Below are 26461 nucleotides of genomic sequence, written 5' to 3' on the forward strand. Positions count from 1 at the left end.
TCGCATTGACAAAGGGCAGCGATGCCCCTCCTTTGGCCCCTGATTTCGGATCGGGGGCCATTTTGTTTCGCAACACCATGCCATTCGCCACCAAAGGCCAGGTCATCGGCCTTTTGGGCGGGTCGTTTGACCCGGCGCATGAAGGACATGCGCATATCACCCGCGAAGCCTTGAAGCGCTTTGGTCTGGATCGGGTCTGGTGGCTGCTGAGCCCGGGCAACCCGCTCAAGGAACACGGCCCCGCGCCGATGGCGCAGCGCAAGACACGGGCGCAAGCGGTGATGGATCACCCGAAGGTCGAGATCACGGATATCGAGGCGCAGCTTGGCACGCGCTACACCGCTGAGACGCTGGCGGCATTGCGGCGGCATTACCCCGGCGTGCGCTTTGTCTGGCTGATGGGGGCCGATAACCTCGCGCAGTTTCACCTCTGGCAAGATTGGCGGCAGATCATGGAGACGGTGCCGGTGGGCGTGCTCGCCCGGCCCGGCCAGCGCATCTCGGCCCGGATGAGCCGGGCCGCCGCGCTTTATGCGCCCTACCGGATCGCGGGGCGCGAGAGCCAGCTTTTGGTCCATGCCACGACGCCTGCCTGGTGTTTCGTGAATGTACCGATGGTGGATGTCTCCTCCACCGCCTTGCGGGCTGCCGGGGGCTGGCGGTCAGCGTAGCCGGGCCGAGGTGATGCCCGCGGTGATGATCACCGCCAGCCCGGCCCATGTGAGCGCATCGGGCAGGGTGTTGAACAAAAACAGCCCCAAGAGCACGGCGGCGATCAGTTGGAAATAGACCAGCGGCGCCAGCCGCGTGGCGGGGGCTCGGCGGTAGGCATAGAGCAGCAGCAGGTTGCCCAGCATCGAAAAGGCGGCGCTGGCGGTGGCCAGCCCAGCGACCTCGACCGTGGCGGCTGGCAGGTTCATCAGACCCAGCGGCAGCAACATCAGCGCGCTCATCGCAAGTTGGGTAAAGGTCAGCGCCAGCGGGCTGGCGATGTCGGAAAGCCAGCGCGACATGGTGAGGAAAACACCGTAGAACATCCCCGCCGCCACCGCAAAGAGCAGACCCGCGCCGCCGGTTGACGTGGTGTTCAGCCCGGGGCGGACCACCAGAAGCACGCCCAGAAACCCCAGAAGGATCAGCGCGCTGCGCAGCAGCGAGATACGTTCGCGCAGAAACAGCGCGGCCAGCAGATAGCTGAACATCGGGCCGATAAAAAAGGCGGCAAAGACATTGGCCAGCGCTTCGGTTTGCAGCGCGGTCTGGATACAGGTGATGCCCGCCGCCAAAGTGCCCGCCCGCAGCCAAAGCCGCCCGTCGCGCATCAGCGCCCAGCTGCCGGGGGACAGGAAGGGCAGCACCAGCAGCGTCCCAATCGCAAAACGCGACCAGGCGACAAACACCGGGGCGACGCCGAGGCTGCCGGTCAGGATCTTGCCGGCGCTGTCGCCCGCAGGGATGAGCGACATGGCGATAAACATGATGGGAATGGCGCGTTGCATTGCAATGGGTTAGCAGGTCGGCGGATTTGTGCAACCGCGAAAGCTGCCGCGCGGTCAGAGTGGTTGTGGCCAAGTCCAGCTTGCGCTTTATATCAGCCCTATGAGCCAGATTTACACACGACGATTTTTCCTCGGTACGGCAGCCTCGGCAGTGGCTGCGGTCTCTGCCATGGCCGAGCCGCCAACCGTGTCTTTGCGCCCGGTGGGGCGCGATGCGGATCTCTATAAGCAGGCCATCCCCAATGTCTCTGAGATCCTTGCCGACAGTGGGATCAAAGGCGATGTGGCCTTTGCCGTCGTCGATGTGGACAGCGGCATTTGGCTGGAAGCGGCGAATGCCAATATGGGCATCCCGCCCGCCAGCAGCGCCAAGGCGATCACCGCGCTTTATGCGCTGGATGTCTTGGGGCCGGAGCATGTGTTTGAGACCCAGCTGATTGCCACAGGTGAGATTGTCGATGGCGTCGTGCAGGGCGACCTGATCCTCGCGGGCGGCGGTGATCCGACGCTGGATTCCGACAATCTTGGGGTCATGGCGGAAAAGCTCAAAGCCGCCGGGATCACAGGGGTGACGGGCGGTTTTAAAGTATATCAGGGGATTTACCCTCTGGCGCCCGTGATTGACCCCGAGCAGCCGGATCAGGTGGGCTACAACCCCGGCCTGTCGGGCATCGCATTGAATTACAACCGGGTGCATTTCGAGTGGGAGCGCGGCAGCGACGGCTATGACGTCACCATGGAAGGCCGCTCGCTGCGCTATCGGCCCGCGGTGCGCATCGCCACGATGGAGGTCGTGGACCGCAGGGGGCCGGTCTATACCTATGAGGACAAGGCCGGGCGCGATGTCTGGACGGTGGCGAAAGGCGCGCTGGGCAAGAACGGCGCGCGTTGGTTGCCGGTGCGCAAGCCGGGGCTCTATGCCGGTGACGCGTTTGTGACCATTGCCAAGAGCTTGGAGATCGACCTGCCCGAGGCTGAGATCATCGACAGCCTGCCGGGGGGAAAAGCGTTGATCGTTCATACCAGCGCCGATCTGCGGTCGATCCTGAAGGACATGCTGAAATATTCGACCAATCTGACCGCCGAGATGGTTGGCATGGCGGCGAGCGTGGCGCGGGCCGGGCCGCTTGACAGTCTGCGGGCCTCGGCGGCTGAGATGAACCGCTGGTCGGTGGAAAAGCTCGGGATGGAAAACCCGCAGATGGTGGACCATTCGGGGCTGAGCGACGACAGCAAGATGACGGCGCGTGACATGGCCGGCGCCTTGGGGCGCATTCATGGCACCGGGCTGCGGCCGATCTTGAAACCTGTCTATCTGCGCGATGACCGGGGGCGGCCCGAGCGCGACAGCCCGATCAAGATCGACGCCAAGACCGGCACTTTGAATTTCGTGTCCGCCCTCGCAGGCTTTGTGACCACGCCAGAGGGGCGGGTGCTGGCCTTTGCGGTCTTGTCGGCCAATCCTGAGGAACGCGCGAAGATCAGCCGGGAAGAGCGCGAGCGCCCCCCCGGCGCGCGCACTTGGAACGGGCGGGCCAAGCGGGTGCAGCGCGGGCTTTTGGAACGCTGGGCGCTGCTCTATAACGTGGCCGTTGTGCCTGAGCCCGCCCCGGTGACCGCGGCAGGCACGCAGCCTGAGACCAAGGCTGAGCCAGCGGCGGAGGCCGTGGCCGACAGCGCCAACGCGGTGGATGCGGAGTTGGAACCGGAGCTTTAGGACCGCTTAGGTCAGATGCCGCGCCCGTGCGCCGCGTTCGATGGCGGCGGCGTGCAGGCGGTCGATGTTGAGCTCATAGCGGATTTCTTCGAGCAGGCGCAGTTCCGCCTCGCCCAGCTTGCCGTCAGCGGCCGCCACATCGCAGGCCAGCGCATAGGCGGTTTCATTGAGCCGTTCGGGCAGGGCATCGCGGATCAGGCCAAAGAGCGCGTCGAGCCCTTCTTCTTGTTCAAAGAGGTCGAGCACCGTCTTGCTGATCGTGGAGACACGGTCATGGTCATAGCCTGCAAAGATCGGCAGCAGGTAGAGCGCCGCTTCGATCTTGACCAATTCCGCGGTGCGGATGTCTTCGTCCGAAGCAGAGACCGCGACCATCAGCGCGACGAGGCTGTCCTGCGCGTTGAAAGAAGGGGAGGAATCGTCGGCCATGCTGGATATCCTTTGAACGGCTGTGTTGCGGCGCAGATTATTGACCCGCCCCCGGTGACGCAATAGGAACAGGCGACCTGCCGCACATAGGGTGCGGGGGGCAGCAAAATATGGATGATCTGACATGTCCGAGACCCGAGACGCGGCACTCAGCAGCAAAGCATGGCCCTTTGAAGAAGCGCGCCGGGTGCTCAAACGCTATGCCAAGAAGCCGCCAGAGAAGGGGTTTGTGCTGTTTGAGACAGGCTATGGCCCCTCGGGCCTGCCGCATATCGGCACCTTTGGCGAGGTGCTGCGCACCACGATGATCAAACGCGCCTTTGAGGAGATCAGTGACATCCCGACCAAGCTGGTCTGTTTCTCGGACGATCTCGACGGGATGCGCAAGGTGCCCGGCAATGTGCCGCAGCGCGAGATGCTGGAAGAGCATATGCATAAGCCGCTGACCTCGGTGCCGGACCCTTTCGGCACGCATGAGAGCTTTGGCCACCACAACAACGCCATGCTGCGCCGCTTCCTTGATACCTTTGGCTTTGAATATGAGTTCTACTCGGCCCGCGAGTTCTACCGCTCGGGCCAGTTTGACGAGGTGCTGCTGCGCGCTTGTGAGAAATACGATGAGATCATGGCGGTGATGCTGAAGTCGCTGCGCGAAGAGCGTCGTCAGACCTATTCGATCTTCCTGCCGATCCACCCCGAGACGGGACGGGTGATGTATGTGCCGATGAAGGAGGTCAACGCCAAGGAAGGCACGATCACCTTCGACGATGAGGACGGCAATGAGATGACCCTGCCGGTGACTGGTGGCAACGTGAAACTGCAGTGGAAGCCGGACTTTGGCGCGCGTTGGGCGGCGCTGGATGTGGATTTCGAGATGTATGGCAAGGAACACGCCACCAATACGGCGATCTATGACCGGATTTGCGAGATCCTCGGCGGTAAGAAGCCGGAGCATTTCAGCTATGAATTGTTCTTGGATGAGAACGGGCAGAAGATCTCCAAGTCTTCCGGCAATGGCATTTCGATCGACCAGTGGCTGACCTATGCCAGCACCGAAAGCCTGTCCTATTTCATGTTCCAAAAGCCGAAAACGGCCAAGCGCATGTATTTCGACGTGATTCCCAAAGCGGTCGATGAGTACCACCAGCAGCTGCGCGCCTATGAGACGCAGGACGTAAAGGCGCGGCTTAACAACCCGGTCTGGCACATTCACGGCGGTGATGTGCCGAAGTCGGACATGGTGGTGCCCTTCTCGATGCTCTTGAACCTCGCCTCTGTGTCGAGCGCCGAGGACAAGTCGCAGCTTTGGGGCTTCATCCAGCGCTACGCGCCCGAGGCGACGCCCGAGACCAACCCCGGCATGGATGCCGCGGCGGGCCATGCGGTGCGTTATTTCAATGACTTCGTGAAACCCACGAAAGTGTTCCGCGCGCCCACCGATCTGGAGCGCGAGGCGCTGGAAGACCTGCGCGACCGGCTCAAGGTCTGGGACGGTGGCCTCGATGCCGAAGCCTTGCAGAGCATGGTTTTCGCCGTCGGCAAGGAGCGCTTCGATCCGCTGCGCGACTGGTTCAAGGCGCTTTACCAAGTGCTTCTGGGGGCCGATCAGGGGCCGCGTTTCGGCGGGTTCATCGCGCTTTACGGCGTGGAAGAGACCGTGGCGCTGATCGACGACGCGCTGGCGGGCAAGCTGACCACCGCGTGAAACTTTTGCCCTCCGGCCTGCGTGACTTAGATCAAGTCAACAAGGGCGGAGGGGAAAGACATGCGCAACGGCATCCTGACATTCTGCGGAGGGCTGGCCCTATCGGCCCTCCTGAGCTTTGGCGCAGCCGCGCAGCAGGCCGAGATCGAGGCGACGATCAACAGTCAATTCGACGCCTTTCGCGCCGGTGATTTCGCAGGCGCCTTCGAATATGCCACACCGCAATTGCAGCGGTTCTTTCAGACCCCGGAAAACTTTCGCCAGATGGTGACCAGCGGCTACCCGATGGTGCAAAACCCTGCCGAGGTGCGGTTTCTGGACCGGCGCGCGGCAGGGTCGGACTTTTATCAGGTGGTGCAGATCACGGATGCAGGCGGGTTCACGCATCTGCTGGCCTATCTGATGCGGCAGACCGACGCGGGCTGGCGCATTGCGGCGGTGCAAATTCTCGACGCGCCGGGGGCCAATGTCTGAGCCTTTGTTGCGGCTCTGGCGCACGGTGGTCTCAGCCCTGTTTAACATATCGTTGATATTTCCCTGACCTCGCGGTTCGGCATGTCCGAGCCAGAGGAATGGCGTGGCTTGCCAGCATGGCGGTGCGGCCCCGGGGAAAGGAAATGCGATGAACAAGGCGATTACCGATGGCGTGGTGCTGATGCCCACACCCTTTGCAGCGGGTCTGGATCTTTGGTCGCGCGGCGACGGCACGCCGGGGTCGGATAGCTATGCAAATGCGGCCAATGCGGCCTTTGTCCCGGCGGATCAGGATTTTGGCGGGGCGCTGGAACTGGTCAAGACCGAGGCGACCCAGCGGCTGCGCTATATGCGCCAGACCCCATTGCTGCCGGGCTGCTATCTGCGGATGACGGCGCGCATCAAGGCGGTGAGCGGCAATCTGCCCTCGGTGCGGATCGCGGGCTATCCGGCGCGGCCGGGCGGGGCGCGCTTGGGCGGGGTGGCCGAGTTTGGCCCGGCGACGGCGCTTACCAGCTATGGCGAGGTGGTCGAGGTCAGCGCGATCATCGGCAGCGGCGACCGGGGCGGGGTCGATATGGTTTGGGGCATGGGGGCCGCCTATGGTCATCTCGGGCTCGATCTGACCGGGCCCAGCGGCGGCGTGGTGCGGATCGATGATTTGGTGATCGAGGATGTCACCTCGGTCTTTCTGCGCGACATGCTGGCGCAGATCGACGTGCGCGATTATGGCGCCGTCGGCAATGGGGTGACCGATGACACCGCCGCTTTTGAGGCTGCCAATGCGGCGGCAGAGGGGCGCACGGTGCTGGTGCCGGCGGGGAATTATCTGCTCAATGGCGATGTGACATTCGACACGCCGGTCAAATTCGAGGGCCATGTCACCATGCCCACCACCGCCGTGCTGATCCTGCGCCGCAACTTTGATCTACCCAGCTATGTCGAAGCCTTTGAGAATGAGCGCCTGGCCTTCCTGAAGGCGTTTCAGGCGCTTTTAAGCAACGCGGATCACGATTCACTGGACATGGGCGGGCGCAAGATCACCGTAACCAGCCCCCTCGACATGCAGGCCGCGGTGCCGGACAAGACCAGCTATGCCACGCGCCGGGTGATCCGCAATGGCCAGATCGAGGCCGGGGCGAGCAGCGCCTGGGACACGCAGGTGGTGACCTCGCGCGCGACCTATTCGCCCTCAAACGCCCGCAGGCTCACCAATGTGGTCAATATTGCCAATGTGCCGGTGGGGGCGCTGATCGAGGGCAATGGGGTGGGGCGTGAGGTTTACGTGAAGTCGAAAAACGTGGCGACGCGCGAAATCACCCTGAACGCGCCCCTGTTCGACGCAGCTGGCACGCAAACCTTCACCTTCCGCAAGTTTCAGTATCTGGTGGATTTCGGCGGCTTTGCGGCGCTGTCGAAATTCGTGATCGCGGATGTCGAGTTTCAGTGCAACAACCGCTGTAGTGCGATCAACCTTGCGCCCTCGGGGCTGATCTTTCACCTGCGGGACTGCTTCATCAGCCGCCCAATGGACCGCGGCGTGACCTCGACCGGGGTGGGCTGTCAGGGGATGCTGATTGACCGCTGTCAGTTCCTTTCGGCCGAGGATGCGCTGACGGTGCCGAACCGCAAGAGCATCGCGCTGAACACAAATGCCAATGACGTGAAGCTGCGCGATTGCCGGGCCACCAAGTTTCGCCATTTCGCGATGCTTGCCGGGGGCAATAGCATTGTGATGGGCAATCACTTTTTCCAAGGCGACGCTATCGAGAATGGCCTGCGGTCGGCGGGGCTGATCCTTGCCGCCGCGCATACGAGCACGGTGGTTTCCGGCAATTACGTCGACAATTGCTTTATTGAATGGACCAATGAGCAAGACCCGACGCCGGACCATACCAATGGCTATTCCTTCAGCGCCCTGACCATCAGCGACAATATCTTTCTCTCGGGCGAGGTGGCGCCCTGGTTCAGCTATATCATCGTCAAGCCGCATGGGGCCGGGCACTATCTCAATGGGGTGAACATCACCGGCAATCGCTTCCGCAGCCTCAACGGCAGCATCGACCGCGCCGAGCGGGTGGATACCACCTATGCCGATCTCAATCTGGCGCGTTGCAAGAATGTGGTGATGAAGGGCAACTCCTTTCATGCCGTGGCCACGCAGGTTGAGAATATGGCCGAGATTGAGCACAGTCAGACCACGCCTTCGAACATCTGGGTGATTGATACGGCAGGGCATTTGCCCTTCGGCGGGCATGCGCTGAACAGTGACGCGGTGGTGGCGCATGGGGCGATCCGGAACGGGAACAATGTAGCGCAGTTCGACATGCCCTATGTGAGACATGCCGAAGGCCCGAATAATGACCAGCTGCATGTGGTCTGGAAGACGCCGGTAAAGGGGAGGGTGTCGGTCATGGTGCGGATGGACAGCCGCTAGGGGGCGCCGCAATCTGCGGGCGGCGGGGGTCAGAACTCCCGCCAGAGACCGAGTTTGAGCAGCGTATCCTCGGGCCGGTCAACGGGGATTTCGCTGCCGATCTGAAAGCGGTATTTGGCCCATTCGGGCGATAGAACGACCGAGGGCGCGACGCGCACCGCAGTGGTCGTGGGCGTGTTGGTCACGAAAAGCTGGACCATGGCGGTGGTGAGATCGGTAAAATCAAACCCTGCGGTGCTGTCGATTTTGATCTCGCGCTCGGCAAGGCCGAAATCCCATTTAAAGGAGGCATCGACGGTCAGCCAGCCATTGCGGTCGCCTTTGCTAAAGCCGCGCCCCCATGAAAGACCGGCCTTGAGATGGGGGGACACCAACTCCCCCTCCCAACTGGCCCCGAGGCCGAGGTCATAGGCCCATCTGCCCCTCTCCCCCGGGCTCCCAAGGGGAAGCCGGAGGAACAGGGTGCCGCTGCCGGACAATTCGCCGAACCGGCTTTGCGATGTGAGGATATCAAGGCCCAGGGTAAGATCGTCGCGCCAGCCGTATTCCAGATAGGTGCTTTGGCTCAGATCATAGAAGTAAGAGGCCGTAACGCTTGTCGCGCGAAACCCTTTGCCCTTTTCCCGCAGCCACGGCCCCGCAACTGCCGGGGCAGCGGCTGGCAGATACAGCAGCAATAGCAGGATAAGGACAGATCGCATGGCAGGCTCCTGCTGCGATCTTGGTCAAACGTGGTTAACAATTCCTTTCGCCACCTGTGAAAACGTAAAAACCCGGCGCCTTATGCGCCGGGTTTTCCTGTGTTGATCCTCGCCCAAATGAGAGGGAAGGGCGGTTACACATGCGCCTTGCCGCCGCGCGGACCTGCGATCAGCCATACGATAAAGCCGAGGACCGGCAGGATGATGATGCCCAAGACCCATGCGACCTTGGCAAGGCCGGAAGCGCCGGAGGTGACGACCTGATAGATGGCATAAATATCCGCGATCAGGATGATGAGGCCGAAAAGTCCATATTCCATTGGTGATCTCCTTAAAATCCGAGATGACTGCTTGGCTAATCAACATCGTTACCCGCAATTTTGTTCCGCCGGGGCGGGCCGTCTGCCCATCGGCCAATTGCTGCGGAGGGGGGGCAGGGCAGGGAACCGGCCCCGGCAGATGGGCGTTTTCCCTCAGACCTAGCAATGAAAGGAACAGGCCATGACTGATACGCATGCACCCGCCTCTCTGGTTTCCTCGGACAATGTGAACGGCACCGCCGTATTCAGCCGGGATGGCGCGGAGATCGGCCATATCGATCACCTGATGATCGACAAGAAATCCGGCAAGGTCGCCTATGCCGTAATGGGCTTCGGGGGCTTTCTGGGGCTGGGCGAAGAGCATTATCCGGTCCCTTGGGATGCGCTGAAATATGACCAGGCGCGCGATGGTTTTATGACCGATATCGACGAGCAAACGGTCAAAGGCGCGCCGGAGCGGAAGGATAACTGGCACACAGATCGTGCCTGGCAGGAACGGTCCTTGGACTATTACGGCGTGCCTTACTATTGGCTCTGATCGGCGCGCGAACCGTTACCCGGCTACATCATGCGGGGGTTTTCTTGGTGAAACGCGCGGCCTGCCTGACCATTGGTCATTGAATGTCGTCGGGTGTTCAGGCCAGATGGTCAGGCAGGCATTCTCGCCCTAACCAGAGGTTTCTAATGCGCCCTATGATGATCCTTGGCATGCTGCTGTCCCTTGCGGGATGCGGTGTGCCTTTCGTTCCCTTTATTTGATTTGGACCGAGCGGGCCTGTGGTCTGCTCCAAGACAGAGTGCTGATAGAATGGAAGCTTTTCTCGATGCCCTCGGCGCCGTTGCGCTGATCGCCCTCGTTGTTGTCGGTCTGGCCGCCGGCGCCATTGCCGGGGCTGTGGCGGGGCGCAACCGGGTGATGTACCTGATCCTCGGCGTGGCGGGCGCGGTGGCCTTGCCCTTCATCCTTGCCGCCCTCGGCGTGACCGTTGTCGCGGCAGGCGGGCTCTTGGTTCTGCTCGCCATCGCCGCCATTGGCGCGGCATTGGTCCTGGCGCTGGTGGCTGCGCTGCGGCGCTAGCCCAGATTCAGCGGCAGGCGGTCAGGGGCCGATAGGACCGGCCCCTAACACTAGCGTTTCTTGCGCCGTTTGACATTGCCACCGCGCATGCCGCCGCGCCCGCTGGTGCTGCGGCCCGAGGCTTGCTGCGCCGTATCGACAGCCTTTTCGATCGCCTGTTGCCGGGCCATCGGATCATCGGCCACCGCAAGATCGACCGCCTCCAAGCGTTTCACCTCATCACGCAAACGCGCCGCCTCTTCGAACTCAAGGTTCTCGGCCGCCTTGCGCATATCGGTACGCAGCCCGTCGAGCACCGCCTGAAGGTTGCCCCCGGCCAGCGGATTGTCGACTTTGGCGGTGACGCGGTTCATATCGACATCGCCTTTGTAGAGACCGGCAAGAATGTCCTCGACGTTCTTTTTGACGGTCGCAGGCGTGATGCCATGTTCCTCGTTATAGGCGATCTGCTTGGCGCGGCGGCGCTCGGTCTCGCCCATGGCGCGTTCCATCGAGCCTGTGATGCGGTCGGCGTACATGATAACGCGGCCTTCCGCATTGCGCGCGGCGCGGCCGATGGTCTGAATGAGCGAGGTCTCGGAGCGCAGGAAACCTTCCTTGTCGGCGTCCAGAATGGCCACCAGCCCGCATTCGGGAATGTCGAGCCCTTCGCGCAAAAGGTTGATCCCGATCAGCACGTCAAAGGCGCCAAGCCGCAGATCGCGCAGGATTTCGATCCGCTCGATCGTGTCGATGTCGCTGTGCATGTAGCGCACCCGGATGCCCTGTTCATGCATATATTCGGTGAGGTCTTCGGCCATGCGTTTGGTCAGCACGGTGCAGAGCGTGCGGTAGCCATCGGCAGCCACGCGGCGCACCTCGTCCAAGAGATCATCGACCTGCATCTCGACCGGGCGGATTTCCACCTTGGGGTCCAGAAGGCCGGTGGGGCGGATCACCTGTTCGGTGAAGACCCCGCCGGTCTGCTCAATCTCCCATGCTGCCGGCGTGGCCGAGACAAAGACCGACTGCGGGCGCATGGCGTCCCATTCCTCGAACTTCAGCGGGCGGTTGTCCATGCAGGACGGCAGCCGAAAGCCATGTTCCGCGAGCGTGAATTTGCGCCGATAGTCGCCCTTGTACATGCCGCCGATCTGGGGAACCGAGACGTGGCTCTCATCCGCAAAGACAATGGCATTGTCGGGGATGAACTCAAACAGGGTGGGGGGCGGCTCGCCCGGGGCGCGCCCGGTGAGGTAGCGCGAATAGTTCTCGATCCCGTTGCAGACGCCGGTGGCCTCCAGCATCTCTAGGTCGAAATTGGTGCGCTGCTCCAGCCGCTGTGCTTCCAGCAATTTGCCGTCGGCCACCAGCTGGTCGAGCCGCGTGCGCAGCTCTTTCTTGATGCCGATGATCGCCTGCGACATCGTCGGTTTCGGCGTCACATAGTGGCTGTTGGCATAGACGCGAATCTGGTCAAAGGTGTCGGTTTTCTCGCCCGTGAGCGGGTCGAACTCAGTGATGCTCTCCAACTCCTCGCCAAAAAAGCTGAGCCGCCAGGCGCGGTCATCAAGGTGGGCGGGGAAGATCTCAAGACTGTCGCCGCGCACCCGGAAGGAGCCGCGCTGGAAGGCCGCGTCATTGCGTTTGTACTGCTGCGCCACAAGGTCCGCGATGACCTTGCGCTGGTCGTACATCTCGCCCACCTTCAAATCCTGCGTCATCGCGCCATAGGTCTCGACGCTCCCGATGCCGTAGATGCAGGAGACCGAGGCCACGATGATCACGTCGTCGCGCTCCAGCAGGGCCCGGGTGGCGGAGTGGCGCATCCGGTCGATCTGCTCGTTGATCTGGCTCTCCTTCTCGATGAAGGTATCGGACCGCGCGACATAGGCTTCGGGCTGGTAATAGTCGTAGTAGGAGACGAAGTATTCCACGGCGTTATCGGGAAAAAATCCCTTGAACTCGCCGTATAGCTGCGCCGCCAGCGTCTTGTTGGGGGCAAGGATGATCGCCGGGCGTTGTGTCTCTTCGATCACCTTGGCCATGGTAAAGGTCTTGCCGGTGCCGGTCGCGCCCAAGAGCACCTGATCGCGTTCGCCCGACATCACCCCTTCGGTCAGCTCCTTGATCGCCGTGGGCTGGTCGCCCGCCGCATCGAATTCGGTCACGAGGTTGAACTTCTTGCCGCCCTCCAGCTTGGGACGGTTGCGCACATCAGGGGCGGGGTTTGCCAGCAGGGGCATCCCCTCTGATTTGTCGGAATGGGCATAGGGCATTGCGGTTATCCTTCGTCGGGCAGAGACATAGGTGCCCCCTTTCCCGCCGGGTTCAAGGGGGCGGGGGGCAGCTATGCACGGTTTTCACGGCGAAAGCGGCTTACTTCATCAATCGTTTACGATTTTGCCGCACCTTGCGGGTGAGCGGGGCCAGCGTGGCGTCGATAATCTGCTCGGGCGTCCGGCCCGCCAGCGCCGCCTGCGTCCCGGCGGTGAGGGATTTGGTCAGGGCCGGGCCTTTTTCCCGGATCATCCGGCTGTTTTCCCCCGGTCGGGCGGGCAGGGCGCCGGCCAGCGCCATCAGGCGCAGGGACATGACGATCTGTGTCTCCACGGCGAGCGCGGCAAACTGGCTTTGCAGGGCGAAGAATGCGAAAGGGGTCATGAGGGGCGCTCCAATGGGGTGGGGTATAGGTAGTCTCTGCGGCGCAGCATTCCAGTGGCGCTATTGCGCATCGGCGTCCCTTGCCCATTGCTGCGGAATATTAGATAAGTTCACAGGTTCCAGAAACGAGAGACGCGACATGCCCGCACGTATCTATCAACCCGCCCGCACAGCGATGTCCTCCGGCACGGCCAAGACCCGCGTCTGGCTGCTCGAATTCGCCCCGGCAGAGGCGCGGTCGGTCGATCCGCTGATGGGCTGGACCTCCTCCGGCGATACGCAAAGCCAGGTGCGCCTGCAGTTCGACACCCGCGAAGCCGCCGAAGAATACGCCCGCGAGCACGGCATCGACGCGCAGGTGCAGGCGCCCAACAAGCGCAAGCCCAACATCCGCCCCGGCGGCTATGGCGAGAACTTCGCGACCGGACGGCGGGGCGCTTGGACCCATTGAGGGTGTGAGAGATAGCTGGGGTTTTCCCGTTTTCCTTAATATAGCGGAAGCAACAGTTGGCGCAGGCAATATGTAGCCCCCCGGCGGTTTGCGGCTGATCTCGTTCTCTAACGGCACAATTCGGTAGAAGACTACAGTCAGAGTCATTGGCTGCCGGCTACGAGGGCGAGCACGGCCACCAAACCAGCGACCAGAGTTCTTACAGTCCCTTCTGCCAAATCGGGTCACAATACGCCGTATGGAGGGGACAGAACCCGCCTACTTTGTGGGCCGTCGCAATGCCGCGCAGCCGCCGAATGCGCGCAGGTTAGGACCATTTCTCGGAATGCATAGGGTCGTGCCGGACGGACCTATTCCGCGCACCCCTTCCGCGTCAGCTGATCGACACTGGCGCGCATCCGGTGGGTCAGGGCCTCTCGGGTTTCTCCGGTGTGCATGAACTCGCGCACGAGGGTGATGCTATAGAGGGTATGGGCGCGCAGGTCGGCGTCTTGCGGCGCAAACTCGAGCCGTTCGAACTGGCGCCGGAAAAAACCCAGCCGCTGCCCGTCGATGCTTTCCAGACGCGCGCGGATCGACGGTTCTTCATGGGCCCAATGCCGCACCGCCACTTCGATGGCCACGTTGTAATCGCCCAGGACGACTGCGTCGACGACATGCCAAAGACAGTCCCGGGGGTGAGGGATCGTGCTTTCGACCCGGTCGATCATGCCGACGGTTGCATTCTCTTCCCAGTATTCCATGACCGAGGTCATCAGGTCTTCGCGATCCTGAAAATGCCAGTAGAAGCTGCCTTTGGTGACGCCGAGTTTCTTGCAGATGGCGTCGATCCGCACACCGCCCGCGCCCTTTTGGCCAAGGACCGCCAGCCCGGCCTCAAGCCAGTCCGTCTTTGTCAGTCGCTTCGTCTCTTTCGAACGGCGCGGTGCTCGCGTGGTCTCTGTCATGGCAAGAGCATTGACAGATCACCGGCGAATTGCAAACTATACCTTCTGGTATGGAATGCTGCCGGACGATAAAAGGATATGGAACATGCTGGATTTGCAGCCTCTCTTCACACTGGCGGCAGAGGTGGGCGCGCCTCAGGTCATTGCGGATGGCCCCTATGGAACCCGGCGTTTCATCCCTGTCACCGGCGGCAGCTTTGAAGGCGCGCGGCTGCGCGGCAGGATGTTGCCGGGGGGCGCGGATTGCCAGTTGATCCGGCCCGATGGGGTGGCCGAACTGGATGTGCGCGCCACGTTTGAAACCGATGATGGGGTCATTTTCCTGATGCGCGGGCTCGGCATGCGGCATGGGTCCGACGCGGTCATGCAGCGGATCGCGGCGGGAGAAGGAGAAACTGTTTCCCCGCATGACTACTACTTTCGAGAGAGTATGATCTTTGACGCGCCGGCTGGGAAATACGACTGGCTGAACCGGCTGATCGCGATCGGCACTGGCGCGCGACGCGCCGATCAAGTGGTCATCGAGACCTACGAAGTGCGTTAGGGTCTTTTCTCATAATGGGGTTTCCCGAGCGGCCGATCGCCCCGTCGAAAAGCCGCGCGTCACCTATCCCTGAGCCGTCGCACATACGTCGGCAAGGTCTGGCCGAGCGCCCATCTGCCCATCTAGTAGAACAGCCAGACCAGAGCCAGCGTGACAGGCGCCGCGGCCGTTAGGAAGGCGATGCGGATCAGGTCGGCGACGACGAAGGGGAACGCCCCTCCAAAGGTCTGCAGGATCGGTGTCTGCCGGTCCATGGAGTTGATGACAAACAGGTTCATCCCGACCGGCGGGGTGATCAATCCGACCTCCACGATTGTCAGTACCAGAATGCCGAACCAGAGGCCGAAATCGTCCGCTGTCATGCCGAAGTCCAGCGTGACCATCAGGGGAAAGAAGATCGGAACCGTCAAGAGGATCATCGACAGGCTGTCCATGACACATCCCAGCACGAGATAGATCACCAATACGGCGATCATCACGGTCCAGGGGCTGAAACCCTGATCCGCCACCCAGAGCGCCGCCGTTTGCGGCAGCAATGTCAGCGCCAGAAAGCTGTTGAACATGCCCGCCCCCAGGATGATGATGAAGATCATCCCGGTGCCCCGTGCGGTCGTCAGACAGGCTTCGACCATCCGGCGCAGGGTCAGCTGGCGGGTGGCAACCGCCGCAATCGCGGTGCCTGCGGCGCCGACTGCTGCGGCTTCCGTCGGGGTGAAGATCCCGGCATAGATGCCGCCCACCACCACGGCGAAAATGGTGATCACGGGCCAGACCGGGATCAGCGCGCGGAACCGCTCTGCAACGGGCAGCTTGTCGAGAAGGCGGCCGGGTTCGTTGCGCATCCGCATCACGACCGAGATCGTGATCATATATCCGATGGCCGCGAGTATGCCGGGGATCAGCGCCGCCATAAACAGTTTGGCAATGTTCTGTTCGGCCAGAATGGCGTAAATGACCAAGGCGACCGAGGGCGGTATCAGAATGCCGAGCGTCCCGCCTGCGGCAAGGGTCCCGGTTGCCATTCGGCCGGAATATCCCGCCGCCTTCAATTCGGGCAGTGCCACCTGACCCATTGTCGCGGCGGTGGCCAGTGATGAGCCGCAGATGGCGCCAAAGCCCGCACTGGCCCCGATGGCCGACATCGCCAGACCGCCGCGCAGATGGCCCAGCCAGGCCTCCGCCGCCTTGAACAGGGCGCGTGACATCCCCGACAGCATCGCCAGCTGCCCCATGAGCAGAAACAGCGGAATGATCGACAGCGCATAGTTGGAAAAGGTGCCGAAGGTCAGCGTTTTCAGGCTGGCCAATGTCATCATTGTGGTGCCGCTGACAAGATAGGTGCCGGCTGCCCCCACGGCCATCATGGCAAAGCCGATCGGAATGCGCAGAAAGATCAGGGCCAGCAGGACCGGGAAAGACCATAGGCCGAGTGCGATATCGCTCATATATGCATCAACTTTCGTGTGCTGCGCAGAACGCAGAAACCGGCGATCAGGACAAAGCCAAACGCCCCCACGCTGGCCGCAAGATATGACTGCCAGACCGGAAATTGCAGAATGAAGGTGGTTTCCAGATAGCTTTTCTTATCCAGCATCCCCAGCCACAGTTGCCGGGTCAGAACGACGCTGGCGCAGAACACCAGCACATCGGCGATCAGGTCCAGCACCGCGTTCCCCTTGGCCCCGAAAACGGACCTCAGCATCTCGACCCGCGCATGTCCGCCCGAAAGATGTGCCCAGGGCAGGAAGCAGAAGATCGCGAAGCCGATCCCGAGTTCCATGATCTCGAAATCTCCGTCGATCTGGTCCAGCCCGGCAAATGTCAGCGATCGGCCGACGATGCTGAGGCAGGTCACCACGATCAGGATCGTCATCACGATGCCTCCCAGCAGGGCGAGCACCTTGGCAATTCGATCGACCGTCTGTTCAAGGATTAAATACATGCCTGAGCCTCGCAGAAGATGCGCCGGCCCTGCGGCCGGCGCGACGAACGGCCTATGCCGATTTGGCGGCGATCAGCGCCTTGGCCTTTTCCACCAACGCAGCCCCGTCGATGCCCTTGGCATCCATTTCGGCGATCCAGTCCGCCACGACTGTATGCGCCGCCTCCTTCCACCGGGCGAGTTCGGGCCCCTCAATGGTGGTGATGCTGTTGCCTCTGGCCTCGGCGATCGCGCGGCCCGGCCCGTCAGCCGCAGCCATCTCGCGGCCGCCCAGGGCTGACAGTTTGGCACCCGATTCCGCGTCCAGAACGGCTTTCAACTCGCCCGGCAGGCTGTTGTATTTCGCCTTGTTCATCGCCACGACAACGGTTGCTGTATAGAGCGCCTCGTTACCCGCGAATTCCGTATGATTGGTCACCAGTTCGGACAGCCGGATCGAGGGGGTTGTCTCCCACGGCAGAACGGTTCCGTCGATGACGCCCTTGGTCAGGGCCTCGGGGATCGACGGCAACGGCATGCCCACGGCGGTTGCGCCCAGCTTGTCGACCATGGCATTGATCACCCGCGTCGGCGCACGCAGCTTACGGTTCTTCATATCTTCCAATTTTGCCACGGGCTTGCTGGAATGGATCACCCCCGGGCCGTGCACGAACCCGGATAGAATCTTGACATCTTTGAATTCACCTTCTTGCAGCTCGTCCTCGATCATCTGCTGAAAGGCGAGGCAGGTCTCGACAACGCCGTTCATCATAAAGGGAAGCTCGAAGGCCTCGCTGCGCGGGAACCGTCCGGGCGTGTAGCCGACGACCGTCATGGCAATATCGACCGCCCCATCGCGGGCCTGATCCAAGAGTTCGGGCGGGCGTCCGCCCAGGGCCATGGAGTCGAATTGCTGAATCTTCAGGTTGCCGTCGGACGCCGCCGCGACGTTCTCGGTCCAGGGTTTCAGGACTTTGGCGGCAATTGTCGCGACGGGCGGCTGGAACTGGTGCAGGCGCAGGGTCGATTGTTGCGCCGCGGCCTGTTGCGCCGTCAGGCCGAAGATCATCGGCGATGCCAGACCGGCGCTTGCCGTTCTCAAGAAATCTCTGCGTTTCATGTTCTCTCCCTCGGGTTTACCATTGGTCCGATTGCCGCCCCTTTCGGAATCGTCGGCGGGCTGGCGTTGGTCTCTTCGATCCCGTAACCGGCGGTCAGCTTGTACTTGCGGGCGTGTTCCGCCATTTCCGCGGTCGAAATCACCTCGGCGATGTCGTTGAATTGGCCGCCACTGCGTTGCTCGACGATGTCGAGGATGGAATCTGGCCCGGCGACGCGGTTCATCTCGATCACCTTTGTGGTTTTCGGACGCATTTCGTCCTCGAAGCTTTGCAGGGCCGCTTCTGTCATTCCATGCGCGATGAAGGCTGCCCCCAGTTTCCGCGCATCGATGATCGCCGACCCGGCCCCGTTGGAGCCCACGGGATAGGCCGCATGGGCCGCGTCCCCCATCAGGCTGACCCGGCCATGGGTCCAGCGCGCCAGCGGGTCGCGGTCGACCATAGGGTACTCGAACACCTTGTCTGCGGCCTTGATCAGGCCGGGAATATCGATCCAGTCCAGATCGAACCGCGAGAACTGCGGCAGGAAATCATCCAGCTTTGCCTCACGGTTCCAGTCCTCCTTGTTCCAATCCGCGTCGGGGTCGTAGGTCAGATTGGCAATCCAGTTGATCGTCGCCCGGCCGGTCGCAGGGTCGGGTTTGGAGATCGGATAGGATACGAAACGCAACCCGTCATGGCCGATCATCACCATCGAGGCACCCGATTTGAAAGGCACCGCCTGTGTCGTGCCGCGCCAGAGCACAGCGCCGCCCCATTTCGGCGCGCCTTCGTGGGGCGCGATGATCTTGCGGATCGTGGAATGGATACCGTCCGCGCCGAGGATCACGCTCCCTTTCACGGATTTGCGCTGCCCCGAGCGATCGCGCAGATGCAGCGTGGCGTCATCGGCACCACTGTCGAAGCCGACCGCGGACCACCCCGTTTCGATACAGTCGGGGCCAGCGCGTTCCATGAGGGCCTCAAGCAGCATCATCTGCAACTGGCCCCGGTGAACCGAATACTGGGGCCATTTGTACCCCGCCCAGGTGCCGCGCGGTTCGGTCCAGATATGCAGACCCAGCTTGCTGTACATCCCGTAGTCACGGGTTTTGACCCCGATACCGTCGAGCCGGTCGCCAAGCCCGAGGTCCATGAGTTCGCGCACTGCGGTCGGTTGCAGGTTGATGCCGACCCCCAGCGGCCTGATGGTCTCTGCCGCCTCGAATACCCGGAACGGTGCGCCGATCTGGTGGCAGGTCAGCGCGAGGGCAAGGCCGCCTATGCCCCCGCCCGCGATAAGTATCGTCATTCTTTCCTCCCTGACCCGGATCATCGGATCACATCCCCCTTTGAATTGCTGGCAGGGGATCTGCGCGCTGTCAATACTTTTTGGTATGGAGGTGGCCGTGCGCTTCGGGAGCAGGCCCGTAGTATCACAAGGATGGGGCCCGGTCGGTTTTTCGCGGCTGACCTTAAGCCTCACTTAAGCCAGGGCCGCGATGACGCGCATATGATGAGAACCACGCTCCGAATCCGCCCCGTTGCCGCTCTGCTGGTGCTTCTGTTCAGTATCCTGCTGTCATTGCCCGCAGCGGCGCAGCTGCTGTCGTCCTCGGCCGGCGCGCCGCTGCCCGTTGATGAGGCATTCGACCTGAGCGTGGTACAGCGCGAGGACGGCAGCCGCCTTTTGTCCTGGGACGTCGCTGAGGGATATTACCTTTACCGAGACAAGCTGACCGCAAAAACCGAAGACGGCACCCAAATACCCTTGGAGACCCGCCCGGGGATCGAGATGGACGATCCCACTTTCGGCTCCGTCGAGGTCTATTTCGACGCTGCCGAGGCGGTTTTGCCGCCGGCGGGCGGCCCGGTGACCCTGACATGGCAGGGCTGCCAGGATGGCGGCATCTGCTATCCGCCGGTGACACGCACGCTCGCGGCCATACCCGGGGCCGAGGCCACGCCCGCGGCGGCGCAGGCGGAGGGCGGCGTCGTGCTGGCCGAGGACACCGGCCTCGTCGAATCGCTTCGGTCAAAGGGCGGCACATGGCTGGTGCTTGCCGGGTTCCTTGGATTCGGCCTGCTGCTGGCCTTCACGCCCTGCGTGTTCCCGATGTTCCCGATCCTTGCCGGTATCCTGTCGGGGCAGGGCAGCGATCTGACCGCGCGACGCGGCGCGGCGCTGTCGGGCGTCTACGTGCTGGCGATGGCCTCGGCCTTCGGCCTGCTTGGGGTGGCCGCCGCCTGGTCGGGGCAGAACCTGCAGATGGTGCTGCAATCCCCCATGGCGATCTACGTGGTCGCCGCGATCTTTGTCGCGCTGGCGCTGTCGATGTTCGGGCTTTACGAACTGCAATTGCCCGAGGCCTGGACCCGGCGCCTGACCTCCGCCGGATCGGGGCGCGGCGGCACCTTTGGCGGGGCCGCGATGCTCGGCTTTACCTCGGCGCTGATCATGGGGCCCTGCGTGACGGCACCGCTGGCCGGGGCGCTGCTTTATATCGCGGGGACGGGCGACATCCTGCTGGGGGCCGGTGCGCTCTTTGCCCTGGGGCTGGGGCAGGGGATTCCACTGCTGATCGCCGGCACGCTGGGCGCGCGGGTGCTGCCGCGGGCGGGCGGCTGGATGGACGGGGTCAAACGGGTTTTCGGCTTCGTCTTCCTTGGCATGGCGATCTGGCTGGTCGGACGGCTGCTGGGCGGCCCCGTGATCCTCGCACTTTGGGCGGCTCTGCTGATCGCTGCCGGCGTGTTCGCAGGCGCGCTCGATCTGCTGCCCGCTGAGGCCGGACCGGCCCGGCGAGGCGTCAAGACTGCCGGGGTGCTGTCGATGCTGGCCGGGGCGTTGATGGCGGTGGGGGCCGCATTGGGCGGAGATGACCCTCTGCGGCCGCTCGCCATGTTGCAAGGCGGGCGGGGCGCTGCAGCTGAAACGGCCGCGGTGAGTTTCGAGACGGTGACCGGCCCCGATACGCTGGATGCCGCGCTGAGCGCCAAGGCAGATACGCCCGCGCTGGTCTATGTCACGGCGGATTGGTGCGTGACCTGCCGGGTGATCGAGCGCAACGTCTGGCCTGATCCCGGTGTTCAGGCGGCGCTTTCGGGGATGAACGTGATCGCCGCAGACGTTTCCGATTTCGATGATAACGCACAGCGCATGCTGGACCAGCTTGGCGCAGTCGGCCCGCCGACGATGGTGTTCTTGGACCGCAGCAAACGCGAGCAGGCCGGCACCCGCATCGTCGGCGACACCAGCCCCGGCGCGGTGCGCGCCTCGGCGGAGGCGGTCCGATGAACGCGATATCCATTGGCCCCTTCGTATTCTCGCACGACCGTTTCATCGCGGTGCTGACGATCTTCGCTTTCGTGTTGGCAATTGAAATCCTGGCCCGTCGGCGGCGCGAGATTGGCGATGCGATCCGGTTCTGGGGCAACATCGCGCTGGTGGTCTGGATCATCGGCGCGCGTCTGGGCTTTGTCTGGACCCATTGGGAGGCTTTCGCGCCCGATCCCTGGACTGTCTTTGCGATCTGGCAGGGGGGCTTTGACATCTACGCGGGCGTCTTCGCAGTGGGCGTTGCGCTCTTCGCCGCCTTCCTCGCCCGGCCCCGCGCAGGCGGGCCGGTTCTGATCGCCGTGACGGTGGCCGCGCTGGCTTTCGTCACCTCGACACTCTTGCTGCCCAATGAGGCGCAAGGGCGAATTCCGGCGGCCGGTTTCGCCGACCTGACCGGCGCGCCGGTATCGCTGGCCCAGCGGGACGGCCAGCCGCTGGTGCTGAACCTCTGGGCCACCTGGTGCCCGCCCTGCCGCCGCGAGATGCCGATGATGGTCGATGTGGCAGGGTCGCAGGATGCCGTGGATGTCGTCTTCGCCAATCAGGGCGAGCGTGCCGAGACAATTCGGGACTTCCTTAACACGGCCGGGCTCCCCCCGGACGGGATGGTGCGCGACCCGAACAACGCTCTGATGCAGGAATTCGAGCTACAGGGGCTGCCCAGCACATTGTTCTTCGCCGCGGACGGCAGCCTCAAGGCGGTCCATACCGGGGAGATCTCGCGCGCCGCGCTGCTGGCCGGGATCGAGGATCTCAAGCGCAGCGGGGGCGGCGGCCAGCGCGCCACGCAGGAATGAGGAGCGGAGACCGCAGGCAACCGTAGACAGAGAAGGAGACGCAGAATGACGATAGTGACCCGAAGAAATCTGGTGATCGGCGGCGGGTTGGCCGCCAGCACCGCCGCCGTTTTCGGCGCGACGTTGATACCCCCCGCGAAGCAGGGGAATGCCCAAGCCCTGACGGTCGAGGATGTCCTTTACGACCCGGACAACCCCGTCCTCGGGAACCCGGATGGCGATGTCACCATCGTTGAATTCTTCGACTACCAATGCCCCTACTGCAAGGCGAACCACCCGGACCTTGTCGACGTCGTTGCCGAAGATGGCAACATCCGGCTGGTGATGAAAGACTGGCCGATCTTCGGTGCCCCCTCGGTGCGGGCCAGCCAGCTGGCGCTCGGGGCTGCGGATAGCGGAGCCTACAAGACCGCGAATGAGGCTTTGATGGGCACGCAGGGCCGTCTTTCGAAAGAGGATATCGAGGCGGCGCTGATCGCGGCAGACCTCGACGTCTCCGATCTGGACAGCGCCTATCGGGCCAATCGTGACACATGGGACGGTCTGATGTCGCGCAATGGTGCGCAAGCCGCGCAGCTCGGCCTGCAGGGGACGCCTGCCTTCATCATCGGCACGGCGATCTACCCCGGATCGATGGATCGCGCCGCGCTTCTGGACGCTGTCGCCCAGAGCAGAGCCTGAGACAAACCCGACCTGAGCAAAGGAGTATCAAATGTTGAACCGCCGTAGCTTCATCGCATTCGTCGGGGCGGGCGGACTTGCCGCCTGCGCCCGGACATCGGCCGAACCGCTGGCCGCACCGGTGGTAAAGGCCGCTGCCCCGCCGCCTTCCCATCCACCGCTGCCGGAGTTCTATGGCCCGATCACAACCGAGCCGTTTCCGATTCCGGCGGTTCCGGAAGGTATCATTCCGCCACGCCTGTGGCGTCAGGAGGTCGAAAACCCGTTCCCCGATCGCGCCCGCGGCACCATCGTGATCGACCCGGATGCGACGCTGCTGCATTTCGTCGAGAGCCCGGAGAAGGCGATGCGCTATGGCGTCAGCGTCGGTGCGGCCGGTTTCGCCTGGGAAGGCGAGGCGCGGCTTCAGTTCTGCCGCAAATGGCCACGCTGGAAGGTCCCTGCCAGCATGATCGAACGGAGGCCCGAGCTGGCCCCCTATTCGGTGGCGAACGGCGGGATGGACCCCGGGCCGGACAATCCGATGGGCGCGCGCGCGCTCTATCTTTTCAAGAACGGCAAGGACACGCTCTACCGGGTTCACGGCAGCGCTTCGGCGCAGGAATTGGGCCAGGCCGTCTCTTCGGGCTGTATCCGCATGCTGAATCAGGACGCCATCGACCTGCATGAACGTGCCGTTCACGGGGCCTCGGTCGTGGTGCTGCCTTCGGCGAGACCGGGCGATCCGGAGATGCTTTAGGGTCGGCGCCTGCGGTTTTCTGCCCATAGGACGCGTAAAAATTGGTTTGACGATCCTGATGGGACAGAGGACGCTTTGAAGAACGTCGGACGGGGGGGCGCCGTTCTGAAATTCATCTGCCCCGCCCGGACCGGCAAGCGACAGGAGGAGGGGTGACCCATGACGGATAAGGTGGACGTGGCGATCGTCGGTGCCGGCACGGCGGGGTTGGCCGCCCTGCAGGAAGTGCGCAAACAGACCGATGATTTCGTTCTGATCAACAAGCGACCCTATGGGACGACCTGCGCCCGGGTCGGATGCATGCCTTCGAAGACGCTGATTGCCGCAGCGAACGCATATCACGCGCGGGTCCTGCTGGACACGTTCGGTATCAAGGGGGGAGGTGGCCTCAAGGCCGACATTCCCGCGGTGATGGCCCGGGTGCGCAAACTGCGCGATCATTTTGTCGAAAGTGTTCTGAAATCGACCGAGGATCTGGGCGAGCGTGACATCGCGGGGCAGGCGCGTCTCGACGGGCCGAACCGGCTGGTGGTCGATAAGCGCAGGATCGAAGCGCGCCAGATCATTCTGGCGCCGGGCTCCAGCCCGATCGTGCCGCCCCCTTGGCAGGCGTTCGGCGACCGTATCCTGACCACCGACACGCTTTTCGAAGAACCTGATCTGCCCGCCCGGATCGGCGTGATCGGTCTGGGGGCCGTCGGTGTGGAATTGGCGCAGGCCCTGGCGCGGCTTGGCATCGAGGTGCACGGCTTTGACGGGGCAGAACACCTGGCCGGCATCTCGGATGACAAGGTCGCCGGCAGCTTGCACGACCTTCTGACACAGGAGTTTCCCATTCACCTCGGCGTCGAAGCGGACCTTGCGGAGGCGGATGACGGTGTGAAAATCACCTGGGGCGATGACAACGAAAGTATCGTCGTCGACAAGGTTCTGGTCGCCGTGGGGCGGCGTCCCAATCTGCAGGATCTGGGACTGGACAGCCTGGGGGTGCCGCTCGACGACAAGGGGATGCCGGAGGTCGATCCGAATACGATGCGCATCGCGGACACCCCGGTCCTCTTCGCAGGGGATGCCAACGGCTTCCGCGCCATCCTTCACGAAGGCGCGGACGAAGGTCATATCGCGGGGATCAACGCGACGAATGATGGGCCCGTGCGGCTGGACCGGCGCACGCCGATGACGGTGACATTCTGTTCGCCACAGGTGGCTGCGGTCGGCCAACAGGCGGGCGATCTCAAGGAGTGCCTCATCGGAGAGGTCGATTACAGCGCGCAGGGCCGCGCGCGGGTCATGCAGGAAAACGCGGGGCTGCTGCGCATCTACGCGGCCAGTGAGGGCGGGCGCCTGTTGGGCGCCGAGATGGCGGCGCCGGACGCGGAGCATCTCGCTCATCTTTTGGCCCTGGCGATCAAGCAGGATCTCACGGTGCATGATCTCCTGCGGATGCCCTTCTATCACCCCACGCTCGAAGAAGGGCTGCGCACGGCCCTGCGCGACATCGCACGCAAGCTGCCGCCCTGCAGCATTTCGGATCTGGCCGGCTGCGGGTCTTTGAAGGCCGAAGCTTTGGAATAGGTGAGGCGATAGTTGGAGTGGGGCGGAGGCGGTGGGTCAATGGGCTCTACATATGGATGACGATCCATCATTGTAGGTATAGTTCAGGCGGTCTTCTCAACTGATGAAAAGGTTGCCTTTATATCCATCCAACAACTTCCTTGACGCCACGGGATCGCTTTAGCGCGAAGAAACGTCTTATGATTTGGTTTTGAACCGGCGGAGCAAAGGGCGCGAACCGGGTCCGATCTACGACATCCTGAAAGCTCATCCTCTGACGGGCACAAAAACCCGCTATTGCGGCGCTCATTCAGATACCGACCCACGGCCCGCGCCCGCCTATACCAACCCCAAAGCCGCGTCGCTGGCGCTGCCGGCATATTTGTCCCGCGGCGGCCAGGGGCGGTCGCGCCAATGGGGGAGGAAGGCAAAGCTTGAGACGCTGCGGCCTTCGACCAGTGCGCCATTTCCCGCGCCAAGGGCGTAATCGTAATAGAGCTTCACGATCTCTTCCTTGCTGACCTGCTGGGCCGCGGGATGGGCCATGCAGGCGTCTTTCCACATCCGCACCCGCCGGTATTCCGGCGTGTCGGGCAGTTCAAATTCCTCATAATAGTCGAGAAACCAAAAGCGTTTGAACATCGGGGTGAAGACCGTTTCGGCCAGCCCGAAGGCATCGAACAAGAAAGGCTCTTTCTGACTGTAACAGCGCAGGAAACCGTCGATATCGCGGTAAATGGCGCGCAGTTTTTCTGCGTAGGCTTCGCGTTGGTCGGGGTCTTGGTTCATGACAAAGAGATATCCCGCCATGGTGAACGGCCCCTCGCGGGTGATCAGCATGGATTCGATGGCATGTTCAAACGGGTCGTCGCGGCGGAGCGTCGGGCCTTCGAGCGCCTCATCGAGATAGCGGAGGATGACCAGGCTCTCTTTCAGGATCGCGCCCTCCGGGGTTTCCAGAACCGGCAAAGCTGTCGTGCCCTGCGTTTTCGCCAACAGCGCCGGGTCGCGCGGTTTGGTGATGTCGACGACCCGGAACTCAACCGCGTCTTTCTGCCCGCGCAGCGCCATCAGAATTTCGAGCCGTTGCGAGAAAGGGCAGACGGGGATGTGATAGACGATATGTTTGCCGGACATCAGTTCACTCCTCTGGGGGGCGGTGCAGGTCAAATACTGGCCTTCCCATCGCTTCGCAGGTCATGCTCTGCGCGTGATCGGGGGGCGAAAGGAAAGCGCGGGCCTTGTCAGAAGTCTAGCCGGGTCGGAGGACACCTGCCAAAGAGTATTTTCCGATAGCGGGCGGTGATCTGGCTCTCGCAGCCCCCACGCCGGGGTGCGCGCACCATCATCAGCACGTCGCACTGCCAGTCTTTCGCAAGATCAG

The 26461-nt window shown here is 62.8% G+C and carries 26 protein-coding genes; 14 read left to right on the forward strand and 12 right to left on the reverse strand.

Annotation, left to right across the window (positions count from 1 at the left end):
* The first annotated feature begins 77 nt into the window (after positions 1 to 77).
* Positions 78 to 671 (forward strand): nicotinate-nucleotide adenylyltransferase, encoded by a 594-nt coding sequence (locus tag AB4M76_RS04035; protein WP_368442379.1) that lies wholly within the window; start codon positions 78 to 80, stop codon positions 669 to 671.
* On the opposite strand, the gene AB4M76_RS04040 is transcribed toward AB4M76_RS04035, so the two are convergent.
* A complete protein-coding gene (locus tag AB4M76_RS04040) occupies positions 663 to 1499 on the reverse strand; it encodes a DMT family transporter (RefSeq protein ID WP_368440525.1) in 837 nt (278 codons plus the stop codon). The genes AB4M76_RS04035 and AB4M76_RS04040 overlap by 9 nt on opposite strands.
* A 100-nt stretch (positions 1500 to 1599) precedes the next feature.
* Between AB4M76_RS04040 and dacB the strand changes: the two genes are divergently transcribed.
* Positions 1600 to 3216, forward strand: coding sequence for a D-alanyl-D-alanine carboxypeptidase/D-alanyl-D-alanine-endopeptidase (gene dacB / locus AB4M76_RS04045; protein ID WP_368440526.1), 1617 nt, complete (start codon positions 1600 to 1602; stop codon positions 3214 to 3216).
* 6 nt (positions 3217 to 3222) lie between these two features.
* Here the strand turns inward: dacB and AB4M76_RS04050 are convergent, their stop codons facing one another.
* Entirely contained in the window at positions 3223 to 3645 is a 423-nt protein-coding gene (locus tag AB4M76_RS04050) for a tellurite resistance TerB family protein (RefSeq protein ID WP_368440527.1), read from the reverse strand.
* Between the two features lie 124 nt (positions 3646 to 3769).
* Here AB4M76_RS04050 and AB4M76_RS04055 point away from each other — a divergent pair, with 124 nt between their 5' ends.
* From AB4M76_RS04055 to AB4M76_RS04065, 3 genes are all read left to right on the forward strand, one after another.
* A complete protein-coding gene (locus tag AB4M76_RS04055; RefSeq protein ID WP_368440528.1) occupies positions 3770 to 5350 on the forward strand; it encodes a lysine--tRNA ligase in 1581 nt (526 codons plus the stop codon).
* A 60-nt stretch (positions 5351 to 5410) separates the two neighbouring features.
* On the forward strand, positions 5411 to 5824 hold the full coding sequence (locus AB4M76_RS04060) for a DUF4864 domain-containing protein (protein ID WP_368440529.1): 414 nt from the start codon (positions 5411 to 5413) through the stop codon (positions 5822 to 5824).
* A 148-nt stretch (positions 5825 to 5972) separates the two neighbouring features.
* Positions 5973 to 8261 carry a glycosyl hydrolase family 28-related protein gene (locus AB4M76_RS04065; protein WP_368440530.1) on the forward strand — a complete coding sequence of 763 codons (2289 nt, stop codon included), beginning with the start codon at positions 5973 to 5975 and terminating at the stop codon, positions 8259 to 8261.
* 29 nt (positions 8262 to 8290) lie between these two features.
* On the opposite strand, the gene AB4M76_RS04070 is transcribed toward AB4M76_RS04065, so the two are convergent.
* Together AB4M76_RS04070 and AB4M76_RS04075 are read right to left on the reverse strand one after the other, a co-directional pair.
* Positions 8291 to 8962: a hypothetical protein gene (locus AB4M76_RS04070; protein WP_368440531.1), complete on the reverse strand. Its 672-nt coding sequence runs from the start codon at positions 8960 to 8962 to the stop codon at positions 8291 to 8293.
* A 134-nt stretch (positions 8963 to 9096) separates the two neighbouring features.
* Positions 9097 to 9282, reverse strand: a complete 186-nt coding sequence (locus AB4M76_RS04075) for a PLDc N-terminal domain-containing protein (protein WP_368440532.1) — start codon at positions 9280 to 9282, stop codon at positions 9097 to 9099.
* Between the two features lie 181 nt (positions 9283 to 9463).
* Between AB4M76_RS04075 and AB4M76_RS04080 the strand changes: the two genes are divergently transcribed.
* Both AB4M76_RS04080 and AB4M76_RS04085 read left to right on the forward strand, forming a co-directional pair.
* Positions 9464 to 9820, forward strand: coding sequence for a PRC-barrel domain-containing protein (locus AB4M76_RS04080; RefSeq protein ID WP_368440533.1), 357 nt, complete (start codon positions 9464 to 9466; stop codon positions 9818 to 9820).
* Positions 9821 to 10090: 270 nt separating this feature from the next.
* On the forward strand, positions 10091 to 10360 hold the full coding sequence (locus tag AB4M76_RS04085; protein ID WP_368440534.1) for a GlsB/YeaQ/YmgE family stress response membrane protein: 270 nt from the start codon (positions 10091 to 10093) through the stop codon (positions 10358 to 10360).
* Positions 10361 to 10410: 50 nt separating this feature from the next.
* Here AB4M76_RS04085 and uvrB read toward each other — a convergent pair whose 3' ends face one another.
* Complete coding sequence (uvrB, locus tag AB4M76_RS04090) at positions 10411 to 12618, reverse strand: excinuclease ABC subunit UvrB (RefSeq protein WP_368440535.1); 2208 nt, start codon at positions 12616 to 12618, stop codon at positions 10411 to 10413.
* A gap of 100 nt (positions 12619 to 12718) precedes the next feature.
* Positions 12719 to 13003, reverse strand: a complete 285-nt coding sequence (locus tag AB4M76_RS04095) for an antifreeze protein (RefSeq protein ID WP_368440536.1) — start codon at positions 13001 to 13003, stop codon at positions 12719 to 12721.
* A 139-nt stretch (positions 13004 to 13142) separates the two neighbouring features.
* On the opposite strand from AB4M76_RS04095, the gene AB4M76_RS04100 reads away from it, so the two are divergent.
* Positions 13143 to 13454 (forward strand): ETC complex I subunit, encoded by a 312-nt coding sequence (locus tag AB4M76_RS04100; RefSeq protein WP_368440537.1) that lies wholly within the window; start codon positions 13143 to 13145, stop codon positions 13452 to 13454.
* Positions 13455 to 13804: 350 nt separating this feature from the next.
* On the opposite strand, the gene AB4M76_RS04105 is transcribed toward AB4M76_RS04100, so the two are convergent.
* Entirely contained in the window at positions 13805 to 14401 is a 597-nt protein-coding gene (locus tag AB4M76_RS04105; protein WP_368440538.1) for a TetR/AcrR family transcriptional regulator, read from the reverse strand.
* 85 nt (positions 14402 to 14486) lie between these two features.
* On the opposite strand from AB4M76_RS04105, the gene AB4M76_RS04110 reads away from it, so the two are divergent.
* Positions 14487 to 14945, forward strand: coding sequence for a DUF3237 domain-containing protein (locus AB4M76_RS04110; protein WP_368440539.1), 459 nt, complete (start codon positions 14487 to 14489; stop codon positions 14943 to 14945).
* A 122-nt stretch (positions 14946 to 15067) separates the two neighbouring features.
* On the opposite strand, the gene AB4M76_RS04115 is transcribed toward AB4M76_RS04110, so the two are convergent.
* Genes AB4M76_RS04115 through AB4M76_RS04130 form a run of 4 tightly spaced genes read right to left on the reverse strand, consistent with a single transcriptional unit; the run spans position 15068 to position 19278 of the window.
* Positions 15068 to 16390 (reverse strand): TRAP transporter large permease, encoded by a 1323-nt coding sequence (locus tag AB4M76_RS04115; protein WP_368440540.1) that lies wholly within the window; start codon positions 16388 to 16390, stop codon positions 15068 to 15070.
* Positions 16387 to 16887 carry a TRAP transporter small permease gene (locus AB4M76_RS04120; protein WP_368440541.1) on the reverse strand — a complete coding sequence of 167 codons (501 nt, stop codon included), beginning with the start codon at positions 16885 to 16887 and terminating at the stop codon, positions 16387 to 16389. Before AB4M76_RS04120 ends, AB4M76_RS04115 begins: the two co-directional genes overlap by 4 nt.
* 52 nt (positions 16888 to 16939) lie before the next feature.
* A complete protein-coding gene (locus AB4M76_RS04125) occupies positions 16940 to 17986 on the reverse strand; it encodes a TRAP transporter substrate-binding protein (RefSeq protein ID WP_368440542.1) in 1047 nt (348 codons plus the stop codon).
* Positions 17983 to 19278 (reverse strand): flavin-dependent oxidoreductase, encoded by a 1296-nt coding sequence (locus tag AB4M76_RS04130; protein ID WP_368440543.1) that lies wholly within the window; start codon positions 19276 to 19278, stop codon positions 17983 to 17985. The genes AB4M76_RS04125 and AB4M76_RS04130 overlap by 4 nt, the downstream gene beginning before the upstream one ends.
* Positions 19279 to 19479: 201 nt before the next feature.
* Here AB4M76_RS04130 and dsbD point away from each other — a divergent pair, with 201 nt between their 5' ends.
* The 5 genes from dsbD to AB4M76_RS04155 all read left to right on the forward strand — a co-directional run bounded on the left by dsbD (position 19480) and on the right by AB4M76_RS04155 (position 25098).
* The gene (gene dsbD, locus AB4M76_RS04135; RefSeq protein ID WP_368440544.1) at positions 19480 to 21264 is read left to right on the forward strand and encodes a protein-disulfide reductase DsbD; all 1785 of its coding nucleotides are present in this window, start codon (positions 19480 to 19482) and stop codon (positions 21262 to 21264) included.
* Positions 21261 to 22103, forward strand: a complete 843-nt coding sequence (locus AB4M76_RS04140; RefSeq protein WP_368440545.1) for a prolipoprotein diacylglyceryl transferase family protein — start codon at positions 21261 to 21263, stop codon at positions 22101 to 22103. Before dsbD ends, AB4M76_RS04140 begins: the two co-directional genes overlap by 4 nt.
* Positions 22104 to 22148: 45 nt before the next feature.
* Positions 22149 to 22784 carry a DsbA family protein gene (locus tag AB4M76_RS04145; protein WP_368440546.1) on the forward strand — a complete coding sequence of 212 codons (636 nt, stop codon included), beginning with the start codon at positions 22149 to 22151 and terminating at the stop codon, positions 22782 to 22784.
* A gap of 31 nt (positions 22785 to 22815) precedes the next feature.
* Entirely contained in the window at positions 22816 to 23523 is a 708-nt protein-coding gene (locus AB4M76_RS04150; protein WP_368440547.1) for a L,D-transpeptidase, read from the forward strand.
* Positions 23524 to 23682: 159 nt separating this feature from the next.
* Positions 23683 to 25098 (forward strand): dihydrolipoyl dehydrogenase, encoded by a 1416-nt coding sequence (locus AB4M76_RS04155; RefSeq protein WP_368440548.1) that lies wholly within the window; start codon positions 23683 to 23685, stop codon positions 25096 to 25098.
* Between the two features lie 318 nt (positions 25099 to 25416).
* Here the strand turns inward: AB4M76_RS04155 and AB4M76_RS04160 are convergent, their stop codons facing one another.
* Entirely contained in the window at positions 25417 to 26214 is a 798-nt protein-coding gene (locus AB4M76_RS04160) for a glutathione S-transferase family protein (protein ID WP_368440549.1), read from the reverse strand.
* Positions 26215 to 26461: the final 247 nt, after the last annotated feature.

Source organism: Sulfitobacter sp. PS-8MA (assembly GCF_040933935.1).
Taxonomy (GTDB): Bacteria; Pseudomonadota; Alphaproteobacteria; order Rhodobacterales; family Rhodobacteraceae; genus Sulfitobacter.